Source organism: Micromonospora phaseoli, assembly GCF_900109115.1.
Lineage (GTDB): Bacteria > Actinomycetota > Actinomycetes > Mycobacteriales > Micromonosporaceae > Micromonospora > Micromonospora phaseoli.
In genome coordinates this window covers 63,450-79,577 of record NZ_FNYV01000009.1, presented here as the reverse complement: position 1 = coordinate 79,577, position 16,128 = coordinate 63,450, and the positions used below count along the sequence as shown (strand labels likewise).

The window sequence follows — 16,128 nt, the reverse complement described above, 5'->3', positions numbered from 1 at the left end:
GAAGGTCGAGTTGCCCCGATACGCGGTGAGCTGGTGGGATGGTCCGCGTGTCGACCACCCCTCGGCGCGTCGCCGCCGCGCTCGTCGTCGTGACCACGCTGCTCGTCTCCGGTTGCTCCGGCGCCGGGCAGCGCCCCGGGTCGAGCCCGTCCGCCGCGCCGACCACGGAAGCCGCCCCGACCACGCAAGCGGCGCCACCATCGACCGCCCCGCCGGAGGACCCGGCCACCCGGGCCGCCGCACTCGTCGCCGAACTCGCCGACGAGGACCTGGTCGGCCAGGTGCTGATGCCGTACGCCTACGGCGACCAGGCGACGAAGGTCTCGGCCGGCTCGGCAGCCGGCAACCAGGCCCTGGGCGCGGTGGACACGCCGGCCCAGATGATCGAGAAGTACCGGCTCGGCGGGCTGATCCTGGTGGGTTTCAGCGCGGACGACCCCACCCAGGGCAATCAGGAGACCACCAACGTCGACAACCCGAAGCAGGTCCGGAAGCTGACGACCGGACTGCGTACGGCCGCCGGGAAGCTGCCCGCCGGTGCCGCACCCTTCCTGATCGGCACCGACCAGGAGTACGGGGTGGTCACCCGCATCACCGACGGGGTCACCATGCTGCCCAGCGCGCTCGGCGCCGGAGCCGCGAACGACCCGGCGTTGACCGAGGCCGCCTGGCGTGCCGCCGGCACCGAACTGGCCGCGATGGGGGTCAACGTCGACTTCGCGCCCGTCGCCGACGTGCTGGTGACCCGCAGCACGGTGATCGGGTCCCGGTCGTTCGGCGCGGATCCGCAGCGCGCGGCCAACCAGGTCGGCGGTGCGGTACGCGGACTGCAGACCGCCGGCGTGGCGGCCACGCTCAAGCACTTCCCGGGGCACGGCCACAGCGCCGTCGACTCACACAAGGACCTGCCCGTACTCGAGCAGTCGCGCGGCAAGCTGGCGGCCGAGGCGTGGCCGCCGTTCACCGCCGGCATCGAGGCCGGCGCGCTGGCCGTGATGTCCGCCCACCTCGACGTGCGCTCGGTCGACCCGGGGGTGGCCGCCACCTTCTCGTACAAGCTGCTCACCGAGGTGCTGCGTGGGGAGCTCGGCTTCCAGGGTGTGGTGATCACCGACGGGATGAACATGCCGCCGGCCCGCCGCTTCGGACCGGGCGAGGCGGCGGTCCGCGCCCTCAAGGCCGGCAACGACCTGATCCTCATGCCGCCGAACGTCGGCCAGGCATACGACGGACTGCTGGCGGCGCTGCGGGACGGTTCGCTGCCCCGGTCCCGGCTGGTGGAGGCGGCCACCCGCGTGCTGACCATGAAGTTCACCCTGGCCGACCGGCCCACGCCGGAGCTGTCCACGCTGGGCTCCAAGGCCCACCGTGCGGCGGCCGGCGCGCTCGCCGCCGGCGCGGTCACCGTGCTGCGCGGCAAGTGCGACACCAGTGGGGTCCGTGGCCCGGTAACGGTCACCTCCTCGGACGGCCGGGCACACACCCGGGCGGCGTTGACCGAGGCGCTGACCTCGGCCGGGATGAAGGTGGTGCCCAGCGGCGGCACGGTCGTCCACCTGGTCGGGTACGGCGACGGCGCCAGCGACCTGCGCGCTGACGCCGCCGTCACGGTCGCCATGGACACCCCGTACGTGCTGGCCCGGGCGTCCTCGCCGACGCTGCTGGCCACCTACTCGTCGAGCCGTGCCTCGATGGCCGCGCTCGCCGACGTGCTCGCCGGCAAGGCCCGCCCGCAGGGCCGCTCCCCGGTGAAGGTCAGCGGGCTGCCCGCCACCACCTGCTCCGGCTGAGGTCCCCGGTCAGCCCGAACCGGTGAGGGTGTCGCGGGCCAGCCGGTACGCGGGCAGCACCTCGACCGGCTCGCCGAAGCTGGTGGTGCTCGCCTCGACCAGCACCGTCCGGTCGCCCAGCTGGACGGCCAGGGCCCACTCCCGGACGTCGGAGTCCGTCAGCGCCCGCCGGGCCAGCCAGGTCGCCTCGACCACGTCGAGGTCACCCGGGCGGGTCTCGCGGTACTGCGGCTCGCTCACCTGCTCCTCGGCGTCGACGAACGCCTCCAGCGCCTGCCGGGCCGGGGTGCCCGCGACGTCGACGGTCCACACCCGCAGGAAGCCCGGCACCACCGCCCGGCCGTCCAGCTCGCAGCGCACGGTCGAGCCGCCCCGGCGGGTCAGCGCCTCGGCCACCGCGTTGCCCAACTCGTTCGCGGGATCGGGTGCCTCGACCGGCGTGGCCTCCCAGCCGTCCGCCAGGCCGAAGGTCACCGGCAGCGGGCAGGGGGCGCCGGCACCGACCGTGCCGGCCGGTGCGGCGGCGGCCACCTCGTCGTGCCATGGTTCGCCGGTCGTGCCGGCTCCGCCCGGCTCGGCCTCGGCGTCGGCGCATCCGCCGAGCAGCCCGATGGTCAGCGCCGCCATTGCGATCGCCCGTTTTCTCACGATGTCCGCCCCCCGATGTTGATCCACAGACGGGTCAGCAAAGCGGTACCAGGGACGAACGTCAAGTTCCTGGAGCAAAGCCCCCCTGCCGACGCTCGTGCACGTCGGCAGGGGGCGTGCGGTACCCGCGGTTGAGCGGCCGGGACGTCCACGTCCCGGCGATCCGGCTACGCCCAGCGGCGCTGCGGTCAGACCCGGGTGAAGACGAGCGCCACGTTGTGGCCGCCGAAGCCGAACGAGTTGTTCAACGCGGCGGGCACGTCCAGCTGCCGTGCCTTGTTGGCGGCCACATCCAGGGTGAGGCCGTCGTCCGGGTCGTCCAGGTTGATCGTCGGTGGCACGACGCTGTCGCGGATCGTCAGGATGGTGGCGATCGACTCCAGCGCACCGGCGGCACCGAGCAGGTGACCGGACATGGACTTGGTGGCGGTCAGCACCGGGTGGTCGCCCAGCGCCGTGCGCAGCGCGGTGATCTCCGCCATGTCGCCCACCGGCGTCGACGTGGCGTGCGCGTTGACGTGGACGATGTCGGACTTCGCCACGTCCGCGTCGGAGATCGCCTTGGCGATGGCCCGGATCGCGCCGGCGCCCTCCGGGTGCGGCTGGACGATGTCGTAGCCGTCGGAGGTGATGCCGGCACCCGCCAGTCGCGCGTACACCCGGGCACCCCGGGCCGCCGCGTGATCGGCCCGTTCCAGCACCACGATGCCGGAGCCCTCGCCGAGGACGAAGCCGTCCCGGCCCTTGTCCCACGGCCGGGAGGCCCGCTCCGGTTCGTCGTTGCGGGTCGACATGGCCCGCATCGAGGCGAAGCCGGCGATCGGCAGCGGGTGGATCACGGCCTCGGTGCCGCCGGCCACCACCACGTCGGCGCGGCCGGCCCGGATCATGTCCAGGCCCAGCGCGATCGCCTCCGCGCCGGTGGCGCAGGCGCTGGCCACCGAGTGCACGCCGGCCTGGGCGCGCAGCTCCAGACCCACCCAGGCGGCCGGGCCGTTGGGCATCAGCATGGGCACGGTGTGCGGGGACACCCGGCGAGGGCCCGACGCCTCCAGGATGTCGTCCTGGGCGAGCAGGGTGACCGCGCCGCCGATGCCGGAGCCGATGCTGACCCCCAGCCGCTCCGGGTCCAGCCCGGCGTCGGCCAGGCCGGAGTCCGCCCAGGCCTGGTGGGCGGCGATCAGCGCGATCGCCTCGGAGCGGTCCAACCGGCGCAGCTTGACCCGGTCCAGCACGGTGGCCGGATCGACCGCCAGCTCGGCGGCGATCCGGACCGGTAGTTGCCCGGCCCACTCCTGGGTGAGCGCGCCCACCCCGGAGCGGCCGGCGAGCATGGCGTCCCAGGTCGACGCGACGTCCCCGCCCAGCGGGGTGGTCGCGCCGAGCCCGGTGACGACGACGTCGATGCGACTCATATCAGGACTGCGCCTCGATGTAGCTCACGGCGTCCCCGACCGTCTTGAGGTTCTGCACCTCGTTGTCCGGGATCTTGACGCCGAACTTCTCCTCGGCCGCCACCACGACCTCCACCATGGAGAGCGAGTCGACGTCCAGGTCGTCGGTGAAGGACTTCCCCTCGGCCACGTCGTCCGGGTTCACCCCGGCAACCTCTTCGAGGATCTCGGCGAGGCCGGCGGTGATCTCGTCACGGGTCATTGCGGTGGGTTCCTCTCATCGGGTTTCTCGACGGGGCGGCGACGCCACCCGTCGCTCCTCGGCGCTGTCACGCCGAGGGGGTATCAGGGGCAGCGGACGACCTGACCGGCGTAGGTCAGGCCACCACCGAAGCCGAACAGCAGCACCGGGGCGCCCGAGGGCACCTCGCGGCGCTCGACCAGCTTGGACAGGGCCAGCGGGATGCTGGCCGCCGAGGTGTTGCCGGACTCGACGATGTCCTTGGCGATGATCGCCTGCGGGATGTTCAGCCGCTTGGCGATCCCGTCGATGATCCGGGAGTTGGCCTGGTGCGGGACGAACGCGGCCAGCTCGGCCGGGTCGACCCCGGCCCGCTCGCACGCCTGCAGGGCCAGCGGCGCCAGCGCGGTGGTGGCCCAGCGGAACACCGTCTGGCCCTCCTGGGCGACGTACGGGCGCCAGCCCTCGATGCGTACCGCGTCGCCGCGCTCCGGCACCGAACCCCACACCACCGGACCGATGCCGACCGGCTCGTCCTCGGCGGCGGCGGTGACCACGGCCGCCCCCGCGCCGTCGGCGAAGATGATGCAGGTGGAGCGGTCGGTCCAGTCGGTGAAGTCGGAGAGCTTCTCCGCGCCGATGACCAGGGCGTTGCGCGACGCGCCGGCCCGGATCGCGTGGTCCACGGTACCCAGTGCGTACGCGAAGCCGGAGCAGGCGGTGTTGAGGTCGAACGCCCCGGGCGCGTTGATGCCCAGCTTGGCGGCGACCCGGCAGGCCACGTTCGGGCTCCGGTCGATCGAGGTGCAGGTGGCGACCACGACGAGGTCGATGTCGGTGGCGGTGAGGCCGGAGTTGGCCAGCGCCTTGTCGGCGGCGGCCGCGGCCATGTCGGCGACCGTCTCGTCACCGGCGATCCGTCGGCTCACGATGCCGACCCGGTCGCGGATCCACTCGTCGTTGGTCTCCACCAGCTGCGCGATGTCGTCGTTGGTCACCACCCGGGAGGGCTGGTAGTGCCCCATGGACAGGATGCGGCTGCCCGTCATGACGAGGCCCCCCTACGGTCGGTCTCGTCACGAGACTGGTTCGGACTGTGTTCGACGACTGGCTCGTGGCCGGACGACGGGCCGCTGTGCCGGGCGATCAGGTCGCGGGCGGCGGGCAGGTCGTCCGGCGTGTTCAGGGTGACGATCTCCGGGGCGCCCGAGCCCTTGAGTTCGCGCTTGACCAGACCGGCGAGCGTGCCGGCGGGCGGCAGCTCGATCACGCCGGTCACGCCGCGCTCGGCCAGGGTGGCCATGCAGAGATCCCAGCGGACCGGGGCGGTGACCTGGCGGACCAGCCGCTGCAGCAGCTCCCGGCCGCCGGTGACCGCCGTGCCGTCGAGGTTGGACAGCAGGGTCCGAGCCGGGTCGCTCGGCGTGATCCCCGCCGCGACCGTGGCCAGCGCCGTCTCCGCCGGGGCCATGTAGGGGGTGTGGAACGCGCCGGCCACCTGCAGCCGGATGACCCGCGCCCGGGCGGGCGGCTCGGCGGCCAGCTTCTCCAGCCCGGCGACCGTGCCGGCGGCGACGATCTGACCGGTGCCGTTGCGGTTCGCCGCGTACAGCCCGTGTCCGGCGATCGCGGCGACCACCTCGTCCGGGTCGCCGCCGAGCACGGCGGCCATACCGGTCGGCTCCAGCGCGCAGGCGGCGGCCATCTCCCGGCCACGTACGCCGGCGAGGGTGATCGCCGCCTCCGGCGGCAGCGCTCCGGCCAGCGCCGCCGCGCCGAGTTCGCCGACGCTGTGCCCGGCGGTCAGCGAGACGTCGCCCATCGGCAGGTGCTCGGCGGCGAGCAGCGCTGCGGCGACCAGCAGTGGCTGGGTACGGGCGGTGTCCCGGATCTCGTCGGCGTCCGCGACGGTGCCCAGGTGCACCAGGTCGACGCCGGCCAGCGTCGACCACGAGCGCAGCCGGGCCTCGACGCCGGTCAGGTCGAGCCAGGGGGTCAGGAAGCCGGGTTTCTGGGAACCCTGGCCGGGACTGAGAACGGCGAGCACGTGTATGACTCTCCTGGATACCCACGGGTTGCGCTGTGCCGGCTGGCACCAAACCGCACTAGAACAGTTGGAGGGATCCTACAAAGATTGGTGCTGATCATCACCAATCTGTGATCTTTTACCGACCGGTGGGGTCAATGTCTGGCTCGGCGCCACCGGGTCCAGCCGGCCGACGGTCAGCGCGATCCGCAGGGCGAAGGCGTCCCGGGGGGCCAGCGGGCTGAAGCCGGTGACATCGGCGATCCGCCGCAGCCGGTAGCGCACGGTGTTCGGATGCACGAACAGCGCCCGGGCGGCGCTCTCCAACGTGCCACCCGCGGCGAAGAAGGCGTCCAGCGTCTCCAGCAGCTCACCGCCGGCGCGGACCAGCACCGCGTACACGTCGTGGCGCAGTCGCCGTCGGGCCTCGGCGTCGCCGGCGAGCGCCCGCTCGGGCAGCAGGTCGCCGGCGTGGACCGGCCGGGGCGCGGCCGGCCAGGCCGGTGCCGCCCGGTACCCGGCGAGTGCTGCCCGGGCCGACTCGGTGGCCTCGTCCAGGCTGGGCACGGCCGGACCGACGACCACCGGCCCTTCGCCGAAGACGGTCAGCAGGTTGCCGGTCGCCGCGACCGGGTCGGCCGCCCCGCCGAGCACGATCACCAGCCGGTCGCCGTGCACGCCTCCGATCACCTCCACCCCGATCCGCCGGGCCTGGCGGTAGACGGTGTGCAGCACGGCCGCGACCTCGCCGCCCGGGGAGGGACCGACCGCCACCGACACCGGTGGCGCGTCCGTCCAACCGAGGGCGGCGGCGCGGCTGGCCAGCACGTCCGGGGAGTCGCCGCGCAGCAGCGCGTCCACCAGCAGAGCCTGTAGGCGGGCGTCCCAGGAACCACGTGACTCGGCGGCCCGGGCATACACCCGGGCGGCGGCGAAGGCGATCTCCCGGGAGAACCGGAGCACCGCCTCGCGCAGCTGCGGCTCCTCGCCGGGGGCGGCCAGCAGGCCGACCTGTTCCTCGACCACGTCGATGGTGACTTTGATCAGTGCGACGGTCTGCTGGAGGGAGATCGAGCGGGCCAGGTCCTGCGGGGCGGTGGCGAACACCTCGTCGGAGACCTCCTGGGTCCCCTCGCCGGCCCCGCCGCCGGAACGCAGCCACTGGACCAGGGAGCGGGCGCCGGCCTGGGCCACGAGCATCACCCACGAGCGCTGGTCGGCCGGCAGCCCCCGGAACCAGGGCAGGGTGTCGTCCATCCGGGCAACGCTCGCGGTGGCCAGCGCCCCGGCCGCCCGTTCGATCCGGCGCAGCGTGGCCGACAGGTCCGTCCCGCCCGTCTCGCTCACCCGTCTAGCCTGGCATGCCCTGACCTGGACCTCGACGGCAGGCGTCGGCGGGGGTGACCGTCGACGCCCATCGGGTACGCGCTGCACGGGCCGTCGGATGCGGCCAGTACGGTGACAGGGCACGTCGGGTGGGCACCGGCGGGTGAGGGCGAGAGGGTGAGGAGACACCGATGGCGCAGGGGGAGGCCGAGCACGGCTGCGCCCAGGGGGAGGACGTGGCATCCACCTGGCCCCGCGGCGTCGAGCCGTCGGTGCCCCGCCAGCGCGCCGCCGAGCCACCGGCCCCGGGGCAACCCGAGTCGACGACCGGTGGCTGTCGCAGTGTGCTGCCCGGTTGGGCCGGGGCGCACCGCCACGGCCCGGTCCGTCCGGCCCACCGCAGCCTCCGACGGGAACGCCCGCCGCGCCGCTGGTGCTGAGCGGATCCTGGTGCTGAGCGGATCCAGGTGGCGAGACGTCTCCGGGTAGCGAGACGGATCAGCGGGTACGGCGGCGGATCAGCAGCGCGATTCCGGCGAGACCGACGGTGATCACCAGCATCACCGCGACGTTGAGCAGGAGCAGGCGCCGTAGCTCGCCGAACGCCTCGTTGAGGTCCTCGGCGGGGTTGAGCGCCTCCTCCGGGATGATGCGTTCGCCGCCACCCGCGCCGCCGGTGACGGCCTCGTACGTCCGCTCCAGCGGCACACCGGCGGTCCGCAGCGTCTCGGACATGCTGACCCGCCCCAGGTACCAGCTTGCAGTGACCTTGTTGTCCGGCTGCTTGGCCGGCCGGTACACCCGGGGACCGCCGACCGCCTTCGGGTAGAGGTCGTAGGTCTGCTTCGGAACGTCGCCCGCGAACACCACGACCGTGTACTTCGGACCGAGGTCGGCCTTCTTCGGTCCGCCGGACTGGCGGACGAGGCCACGGTGGTTGACCTGCTCGATGACGGCGACGACGTGTTCCGGGTGGGATTCCGCGCGCAGCCGCAGCGGCTCGCCAAGCCCGTGCCCGGTGATGTCCACACCGGCGGGTGGCGTCTTCGGCGCCGCCATGGCGGGCTCGGCCAGGGTGAGCGCCAGCAGCGGGGCCGCGATCCCGCTCACCACCACCGCAGCCAGTCGCCTGAACCGTCGGACCATGCCGCCTCCTCGCCCCGTTCGATGGGTGGCTGTGCTGCAGGGGTCACGCGTTGGAAGGCCGACGTCGGTGACCGCCCACAGGACGGGTGTACCCACCTCAAAGACTCCGCGGAACGTCGATCGGTTGCAGCTGATGGAACACTAATCGGATCTACCTGCGATCGCGACTCGACCAACGACCGCCCGGTACCAGCGGGCGGATCTTACCTCTGCGAAGGCTGTGATGGTTGGCAGAATAGCGCGCCCGGGGTACCCCGGGTAATGCTCGTCGGCGTGTCGCCCGCCGCCGAGCGGCCCCGGGAAGTGCCTCGGCAGTCAGACCAGGCGTACCCGGGCGGCGCGCATCCGGGTCAGGCTGCGCTCGGGACCGAGCACCTCCAGCGACTCGAACAGCGGCAACCCGACGGTGCGTCCGGTGACCGCGACGCGTACCGGAGCCTGGGCCTTGCCGAGCTTGAGACCGCGCTCCGCGCCGACCGCCTCAAGAGTGGACTTCAGCGTTTCCGCGTCCCACGAGCCGACGGCCTCGAAGGCGGCGATGGCGGCGTCTAGCAGCTCCGCCGAGCCCGCCTTCATCGCCTTGGCCCAGGCCGCCTCGTCGATCAGTGGCGTGGCGACGAAGAGGAAGTCGACGTTCGGCACGATCTCGCTGAGCACCGCGATCCGGGTCTGCGCCAGTGGCGCCACCGCGGCGAAGGCGGCCGGGTCGAACTCGTCGGGCTGCCACGGCGGGGGTGCGATGGTGTCGGTGCCGGTCAACCACGGCTGGCAGGCCTCGACGAACTCCTCGACGGGCAGCGCCCGGATGTACTCCCCGTTGAACGCGCGCAGTTTCTTCTCGTCGAAGAAGGCCGGCGACGGGTTGACCTCCGCCAGCCGGAACTCGTCCTCGATCACCGACCAGGGCACGATCTCCCGGTCGCCCGAGGGGGCCCAGCCGAGCAGCATCAGGTAGTTGCGCATCGCGGCGGCGAGGTAGCCCTCGTCCCGGTACGCCTCCAGGGCGACCTTGTCGCGGCGCTTGGACAGCTTCTGCCGTTTCTCGTTCACCACCACCGGCACGTGCGCCCAGATCGGCGGCTTCACCCCGAGCGCGTCCCAGAGCAGCTGCTGCTTCGGGGTGTTGGGCAGGTGCTCCTCGGCCCGGATCACGTGGGTGATCCCCATCGTCATGTCGTCCACGACGTTGGCCAGCAGGAAGACCGGCGAACCGTCGCCCCGGGCGATGACGAAGTCCTCGATGAGCTTGTTCTCGAAGGTCGGCTCGCCCCGGATCAGGTCGGTGACCACCGTCGAACCCTCGTCCGGGGTGCGGAAGCGCAGCGCCCGGCCCTCGCCGGGCGGCAACCCCCGGTCGCGGCAGAACCCGTCGTAGCCGGTGTACTGGTTGCCGGTGCGGGCCTGCACCGCCTCCCGGGTGCAGTCGCAGTAGTACGCCCGGCCCGAGTCGTGAAGCCGCCGGGCGGCGGAACGGTGCTCGTCGGCGTACGCGGACTGGAAGTACGGGCCCTCGTAGCTGCCCCGCTCGATGCCGATCCAGTCCAGCGCCGACAGGATGCCCTCGGTCCACTCGGGCCTGTTCCGCGCCGCGTCGGTGTCCTCGATGCGCAGCACGAACACCCCGCCCTGCTGCTTGGCGTAGATCCAGTTCTGCAGCGCCGAGCGGGCGCCGCCGACGTGGAACATACCGGTCGGGGAGGGGGCGAAGCGCACACGTACCGTCACAGCCCCCAGCCTACGGCCGCCTGCCAGGCATTAAGGAAGGGGCCCTTGTTATCGCCTGGCGTTGTACCGGGGCCTCCTCCTAACACCACGGAACACGGCGGCCCGTCACGGAACGGATCGGATCTTCAGGACCAGGACGCTGCCGAGCAGCGTCACCGCTGCGGTGGTGGCGTACAACGCCGGGTAACCGCCCAGGTAGACCACGATCGGCGCGGAGATGGCCGGGCCGAGCACCTGCGGCGCCGAGTTGGCAATGTTGATCACGCCGAGGTCCTTGGCCCGGTCGGTTGCTCTCGGCAGCACCTGGGTGATCAGGGCGGCGTCGACCGACAGGTACACCCCGTAGCCGCCGCCGAGCAGCAGCGCGGCGATGAGCGCCATCGGCCAGGTGGGCGCGACGGCCAGCAGCAGCGCCGCCACCGCGATCACCACCCCGGCGGCGATGACGAAGACCTTGCGCCTGCCGGTGCGGTCCGACAGTCGGCCGGCCACCACCGTGGTTGCCATCAACCCGGCGGTGTAGAGCAGGATCAGCACCAGCAACCCGCCCTCGGGGTCGGCGACCCGCACCTCGTCGGTGAGGAAGTAGAGCAGGTAGAGGGTGCCCAGGGCGTTGCCGAGCTGGACCAGGAAGCGAGTGATCCAGGCCCAACCGAAGTCCGGGTACCGGCGCGGCGACACCCACATCCCCCGGAACAGACCGCGCAGCGGCGGCCGGTGCGTGCGGGGCAGCGGGTCGTCGGCGGTACGCAGCGCGAACGGCAGCGCCAGCAGCAGCACGACCGCGGCCATCGCCAGGTAGCCGGCGGCGTTGCCGGTGACCACGGCCGTGACCAGCACGACGCCGAGGACCAGCCCGAGCGCCTGCGGGATACCGACCCAGCCGGAGACGCCGCCGCGCTGGGTGACCGGCACCCGATCCGGTACGGCGGCGGTCAGGCTGGCCAGCATCGCGTTGAAGCAGACCTGCGCGGCGACCCAGCCCACCGTCACCGCGAGCACGGTGCGTGCCTGCGCGAGGAGCACCAGCGCCAGCGCGCCGAGGACCGCGCCGCCGAGGGTCCAGACATGCCGGCGGCCGAACTCCCACCGGCCCAGCCGCAGGCAGGTCCGGTCCGACAGCGCGCCGGCGAGCGGGTTGGCGATCACCGCGGCCAGGGCGCCGACTCCGGTGACCACCGCCAGCATGGTCTCCTTGTTCGCCGGCGCGATCTGCCCGAGCTGCTGCGGCAACAGCACCTGGATCGGGGTGAAGAAGGCCATCCAGACGCCCAGATTGGCGGCGAACAGCAGCGCGATCCATCCCCGCCGGACCGAGACCGTCGGTTCGGCGAGCGCCGCCGGCAGCGAGGTCGGGGTGGGGTCGACGGTGGTCACCGGACCGGTCCCCGGCGGGCCGTCGCGATCACCTCGCGCAACCAGGCGTACGACGACTTCGGCGTGCGGTGGCCGGTGTCGAAGTCGACGTGCACCAGGCCGAAGCGCTTGGTGAAGCCCTCGGCCCACTCCCAGTTGTCCAGCAGCGACCAGACGAAGTACCCGGTCACCTCGACCCCGTCGTCGATCGCGGCGCGTACCGCCCGCAGGTGCGCCTCCAGGTAGGCGATCCGGTCGGGGTCGGGCACCCGACCGGTGGCGTCGGGTACGTCGTCGTAGGCGCAGCCGCTCTCGGTGACCTGGATCGGCGGCAGGTCCGCGCCGTAGCGGTCACGCAGCCAGCCGAGCAGGTCGCGCAGCCCGTCCGGGACGACCGGCCAGTCGAAGGCGGTACGCGGGTAGCCGGTGAGCGGCACCAGGTCGAAGGGGAGCGGTGCCCCCTCCTCGGGCGCGCGTACGCCGGTGGGGTGGTAGTAGTTGACGCCCAGCACGTCGATCGGGGCGGCGATCACGTCCAGGTCGCCGTCGCGTACCACGGTGGTGTCGAAGCCCAGTTCGGGTGGGTATCCGCGGCCGAGCAGCGGGTCGGTGAACAGCCGGTTGTGCAGCGCCTCGTAGGCCGCCGCGGCGGCGGCGTCGGCCGGGCTGTCGCCGACGGTACGCACCGGCGAGTAGTTGTTGGCGATCGCGACCGGGCTGGTGCTGTGGGCGCGCAGCGCGGCGACCGCGAGACCGTGGCCGAGCAGTTGGTGGTGGGCCACCGGGAAGGCGTCGAGGAGCAGCATCCGGCCCGGCGCGTGTACGCCGATGCCGTACCCGAGGCTCATGTGGATGAACGGTTCGTTGAGGGTGATCCAGAGCTTCACCCGGTCACCGAGGCGGGCCGCCACCGCGTCGGCGTAGTCGGCGAAGCGGTGGGCGGTGTCCCGGTTCAACCAGCCGCCGGCGTCCTCCAGCGGCTGGGGGAGGTCCCAGTGGAAGAGGGTGGCGACCGGGTCGATGCCGTGGTCGAGCAGCTCGTCGACCAGCCGTTCGTAGAAGTCCAGCCCGGCGGGGTTGACCGCGCCACCTCCGGTGGGCAGCACCCGGGGCCAGGCCACCGAGAAGCGGTACGCGGTGACACCGAGCCCGGCCATCAGGGCCACGTCCTCGGCGTACCGGTGGTAGTGGTCACAGGCCACCTCGCCGCTGCTGCCGTCGACGATGCGACCGGGCGGGTGGGCGAAGGTGTCCCAGATGGAGGGCCCGCGACCGTCGGTACCGGCGGCGCCCTCGATCTGGTAGGCGGACGTGGAGACACCCCAGCGGAATCCGGTGGGGAACTCGGGCATCGGAGCGGTCGGCATGCGCCCTCCCGGCTAACGCGAAACGTGTTCGGAACTCTAGGGGCCCGCGTGGCGGGACGCCATAGGCGCCGGAGCCCCGGAGGGCAATACGTTTCGGCGTGTCTTTTACGAACACGTCCGCATACGTCCGTTTTTGCGCATACAGTTCCAAATATCGTGGGATGTCCTCACTGGAGGAAGACGGAAAAATGATCCTCGTGGAACGCAGCGCGCACGTGGCGGCGCCGGTGGAAGCGGTCTGGGACGTGGTGCAGCGGGCCGAGCAGTTGCCGGCCTGGCTGGCCGGCGTCCGTGCGGCCGAGGTGCTCTCGGGGGAGGGCTTCGGTCGGCGGCAGCTGGTCCAGGCCGGACGCGGTGCCGCGCATGAGGCCGAGGTGATCGCCTACCAGGAGCCGACCCTGATCGGCTGGCGCGAACGCGCCAAGGGCGCCGGTGCCCGAGCGGAGGCGCGCACCGAGATATACGTCCAGCTCACCCCGGACGAACAGGAGAGCGGGACGGTCGTGCGGCTGATCGTCGTACGCTGGCCGGCCGGCCCGGTCAAGGCCGCCCTGCTCCGGCTCGGCCTGCGTCGGGTCGGCGCTGACCTGGAGGACTCACTGGCCCGGCTGACCGATCTGGCCGCCGTCGGCTGACGGGCCAGGTCCCGGCGTCACCCGCGACGGTGGCGGCCCAGGTGTCCCTGCCAGGTGCACCCGGGCCGCCACCGCTTTCGGCTGCCGGCGTCCTCGCGGTCCTCACACGACGACGGTGAACGCGGCGACGCGTACCTCGTCGAGGTGTCGGAACTCGAAGAACAGCCGGTAGGTGCCGGCCGCCGGCACGGTGACGCCGAACGCCACCACCGAGCTGGGTTGACTCGCCGCGGCCGGGTGCACGTGCAGGTACGCCACGTCGCCCTGGCGTAGCGCCACCAGGTGCCCGTACGCGCCCAGGTGCCGTTGCAGGTCGGGCACCGGCCGGCCGTCGCGGCCGAGCCAGACAAGCACCTGGTTCGACTCGCCCGCGCGCAGCCCACCGTCGAGGGTGATGGTGTAGCCGTCCACCACGACCGTCTCCTCGGGCTCGACGAGCGGCGCGGCGGCGTACCGGCCGGGGACCGGCACGTCGACGCCCAGGGTGACCCCCGCCGGCGCCCCCACGGGCCAGAAGTCGGCGATCGCCCGCAGCGGGCCGGGCGCGGTCGGGGTGACCATGACCCGCCAGGTGCCGTCCGGCGACATCTCCGGGTGCACGTGCTGGTAGCCGGTCAGGTCGCGGCCGACCAGGATCAGGTGCATCCGCCGCTCGTGGTTCTCCTGGAACGTGGTCAGTGCGGCGCCGGCCGAGTCGGTGATCCGGAAGGCCAGCTCACCCGGCTTGCCGGCGGTCAGGTCCGGGGTGTCCAGGGCCAGTGTCCAGCCGTCGCGGGACACCTCCAGCCCGCCCGGCCCGTGGTTGGTGTGTGCGCCCGCGCCGGCCGCCGCCGGCCGGGACGGGTCGGCGTCGGTGCCGGCCCGTCCCGCGAAGAAGCCGACCGTCAGGGTCAGGCCGAGCACCAACGCGGCGGCGGCGTAGCGCGCGCCCCGACCGGCGCCCGGTTGGGCCACGAGCGGCCCGTCGGGGCGGGGGCGTCCCGGCTGGGACGCCCCCTCGACGGTGTCGGTGACGGCCGCCGGATGCTGGCTGGTCGCGGTCATGACAAGCGGGGTTGGAGCACGAACAGCCCCTGCTCGATGCCGCTGACCACCACGACACCGCTCGGGAAGTACGGGTAGGTGCTCCACGCCCCGTTCATCGAGGCGCTGTTGCTCGACGGGTAGATGTCGAAGTAGCCGGCCTCGGTGGCCTGGCCGGCGGCCACGTTGCGCAGGTCCAGGATGCGCAGCCCGGCCCGGTAGTTGGCCTGGTAGCTGTAGTTGCCCTTGACGTACTGGTTGTGGTCGGTGGCCGAGACCCCGCTGGGGGCGCTGTAGGTGCCGATGTGCCGGGGCGCGTCCAGGTCCGCCAGGTCCCAGATGTAGGTCTGCGTCCTGACCCCGCGACGGGTCTCGTCCAGCTCGTCGTCGAGCAGGAAGTACCGCTGGTTCTCGGTGAACCAGCCCTGGTGGGTGTACGCCCGCCCGCTGTAGCCGATCCGGGACAGCTGGCGGGGCGCGGACTTGGTGGTCACGTCGACCACGGTCACCGTGTCCTCGTTGGAGCTGACGCAGATCTCCCGACCGGTGTAGGCGGTGTCGGGGCCCCGGTAGACGACGCACTGGGTGTCGTGGGTGTAGCCGTCGTTGCTGACGCAGCCCGCGTACGCCGGGGACTTCGGGGTGCGGATGTCGACCATGTGCAGTCCGCCGCTGCAGGTGTTCGTGCCGACCGCGTACGCGTACCCGGTCTGCTCGTTGATAGCGATGTTGTGCGAGTTGCCGAACTGGCTGTAGTGCGTGTTGGCCGTCCAGGTCTGGGGTGCGGTGACGCCGCGCAGCCGGGTCAGGTCGAACACCTGCATGCCGTGCCCGGAGACGTCCGCCACCACGTACGCGTGGTCGCGGTAGACCTTGATGTCCCGCCAGACCGCGGTGCGGTTCTGGTACGCCGGCAGGTTGCCCAGGTAGACCGGGGCGGTCGGGTTGGACACGTCCACGAAGGAGGTGCCGTTGCGGCGGCCGACCAGCGCGTACTCCTTGCCGGTCTGCGGGTCGGTCCAGCCCCAGATGTCGTTGGCCTGACTGCCGCCGATGCTCGACAACGGCATGAAGGACAGCAGGTCCACGTTGCGGCAGGGGTAGCCCGCCGCCTGGCCGTTGGCGCAGGTCGCCGCGGCGGCCGCGACCAGTTGCTGGCTCGGTTCACGTTGGGCCATGAACTCCTGCGCGGATTCCCGCCCGGCCGGGGTGGCCGGGTCGTGCGCCACCGAGGGCGAGCCGGGCCCGAGCGTGGACACCAGCAGGGTGCCGACGGCCAGGGCGAGGCCGATCCGGATGATTCGCATGAAGGCTCCCTCCCGTCGCGCCGTCGCCGACGATGGCGTCCCGGCCGGCTGGGGACGGGCGCGACGGGGGAAGGTCCACCGGTCCAGCCTGGTGCACGTGGGGGGTTGCCTGAAACACCTATCGGCAATTGTGGATGCCTTCTG

General features: G+C 72.6%; 15 protein-coding genes. 3 read left to right on the top strand and 12 right to left on the bottom strand.

The window, feature by feature from the left end; genetic code table 11:
* The first annotated feature begins 38 nt into the window (after positions 1 to 38).
* On the top strand, positions 39 to 1,790 hold the full coding sequence (locus BMY89_RS21765) for a glycoside hydrolase family 3 protein (protein WP_092381894.1): 1,752 nt from the start codon (positions 39 to 41) through the stop codon (positions 1,788 to 1,790).
* Between the two features lie 9 nt (positions 1,791 to 1,799).
* On the opposite strand, the gene BMY89_RS21760 is transcribed toward BMY89_RS21765, so the two are convergent.
* The 6 genes from BMY89_RS21760 to BMY89_RS21735 form a co-directional block, all read right to left on the bottom strand.
* A complete protein-coding gene (locus BMY89_RS21760; protein WP_139217993.1) occupies positions 1,800 to 2,438 on the bottom strand; it encodes a lipoprotein in 639 nt (212 codons plus the stop codon).
* Between the two features lie 188 nt (positions 2,439 to 2,626).
* Positions 2,627 to 3,853, bottom strand: a complete 1,227-nt coding sequence (gene fabF / locus BMY89_RS21755) for a beta-ketoacyl-ACP synthase II (RefSeq protein ID WP_092381892.1) — start codon at positions 3,851 to 3,853, stop codon at positions 2,627 to 2,629.
* A 1-nt stretch (position 3,854) separates the two neighbouring features.
* Positions 3,855 to 4,094, bottom strand: coding sequence for an acyl carrier protein (locus tag BMY89_RS21750; protein WP_007072348.1), 240 nt, complete (start codon positions 4,092 to 4,094; stop codon positions 3,855 to 3,857).
* Positions 4,095 to 4,177: 83 nt separating this feature from the next.
* Positions 4,178 to 5,122: a beta-ketoacyl-ACP synthase III gene (locus BMY89_RS21745; RefSeq protein ID WP_092381891.1), complete on the bottom strand. Its 945-nt coding sequence runs from the start codon at positions 5,120 to 5,122 to the stop codon at positions 4,178 to 4,180.
* A complete protein-coding gene (locus BMY89_RS21740) occupies positions 5,119 to 6,120 on the bottom strand; it encodes an ACP S-malonyltransferase (RefSeq protein WP_092381890.1) in 1,002 nt (333 codons plus the stop codon). The genes BMY89_RS21745 and BMY89_RS21740 overlap by 4 nt, the downstream gene beginning before the upstream one ends.
* A 78-nt stretch (positions 6,121 to 6,198) precedes the next feature.
* Positions 6,199 to 7,533 carry a PucR family transcriptional regulator gene (locus tag BMY89_RS21735; RefSeq protein ID WP_269766887.1) on the bottom strand — a complete coding sequence of 445 codons (1,335 nt, stop codon included), beginning with the start codon at positions 7,531 to 7,533 and terminating at the stop codon, positions 6,199 to 6,201.
* A gap of 83 nt (positions 7,534 to 7,616) precedes the next feature.
* Between BMY89_RS21735 and BMY89_RS21730 the strand changes: the two genes are divergently transcribed.
* Positions 7,617 to 7,865 carry a hypothetical protein gene (locus tag BMY89_RS21730; protein ID WP_092381888.1) on the top strand — a complete coding sequence of 83 codons (249 nt, stop codon included), beginning with the start codon at positions 7,617 to 7,619 and terminating at the stop codon, positions 7,863 to 7,865.
* A 58-nt stretch (positions 7,866 to 7,923) separates the two neighbouring features.
* Here BMY89_RS21730 and BMY89_RS21725 read toward each other — a convergent pair whose 3' ends face one another.
* The 4 genes from BMY89_RS21725 to BMY89_RS21710 all read right to left on the bottom strand — a co-directional run bounded on the left by BMY89_RS21725 (position 7,924) and on the right by BMY89_RS21710 (position 13,019).
* Positions 7,924 to 8,571, bottom strand: coding sequence for a hypothetical protein (locus BMY89_RS21725; RefSeq protein ID WP_092381887.1), 648 nt, complete (start codon positions 8,569 to 8,571; stop codon positions 7,924 to 7,926).
* Between the two features lie 315 nt (positions 8,572 to 8,886).
* On the bottom strand, positions 8,887 to 10,296 hold the full coding sequence (gene gltX / locus BMY89_RS21720; protein ID WP_092381886.1) for a glutamate--tRNA ligase: 1,410 nt from the start codon (positions 10,294 to 10,296) through the stop codon (positions 8,887 to 8,889).
* Between the two features lie 105 nt (positions 10,297 to 10,401).
* Positions 10,402 to 11,673 (bottom strand): MFS transporter, encoded by a 1,272-nt coding sequence (locus tag BMY89_RS21715; protein ID WP_092381885.1) that lies wholly within the window; start codon positions 11,671 to 11,673, stop codon positions 10,402 to 10,404.
* A complete protein-coding gene (locus BMY89_RS21710) occupies positions 11,670 to 13,019 on the bottom strand; it encodes a GH1 family beta-glucosidase (protein WP_232521481.1) in 1,350 nt (449 codons plus the stop codon). The genes BMY89_RS21715 and BMY89_RS21710 overlap by 4 nt, the downstream gene beginning before the upstream one ends.
* A 188-nt stretch (positions 13,020 to 13,207) precedes the next feature.
* On the opposite strand from BMY89_RS21710, the gene BMY89_RS21705 reads away from it, so the two are divergent.
* Positions 13,208 to 13,654, top strand: coding sequence for an SRPBCC family protein (locus BMY89_RS21705; RefSeq protein WP_092381884.1), 447 nt, complete (start codon positions 13,208 to 13,210; stop codon positions 13,652 to 13,654).
* Positions 13,655 to 13,756: 102 nt separating this feature from the next.
* On the opposite strand, the gene BMY89_RS21700 is transcribed toward BMY89_RS21705, so the two are convergent.
* On the bottom strand, positions 13,757 to 14,698 hold the full coding sequence (locus BMY89_RS21700; RefSeq protein WP_092381883.1) for a hypothetical protein: 942 nt from the start codon (positions 14,696 to 14,698) through the stop codon (positions 13,757 to 13,759).
* Positions 14,695 to 15,984: a choice-of-anchor B family protein gene (locus BMY89_RS21695; protein ID WP_092381882.1), complete on the bottom strand. Its 1,290-nt coding sequence runs from the start codon at positions 15,982 to 15,984 to the stop codon at positions 14,695 to 14,697. Before BMY89_RS21695 ends, BMY89_RS21700 begins: the two co-directional genes overlap by 4 nt.
* Positions 15,985 to 16,128: the final 144 nt, after the last annotated feature.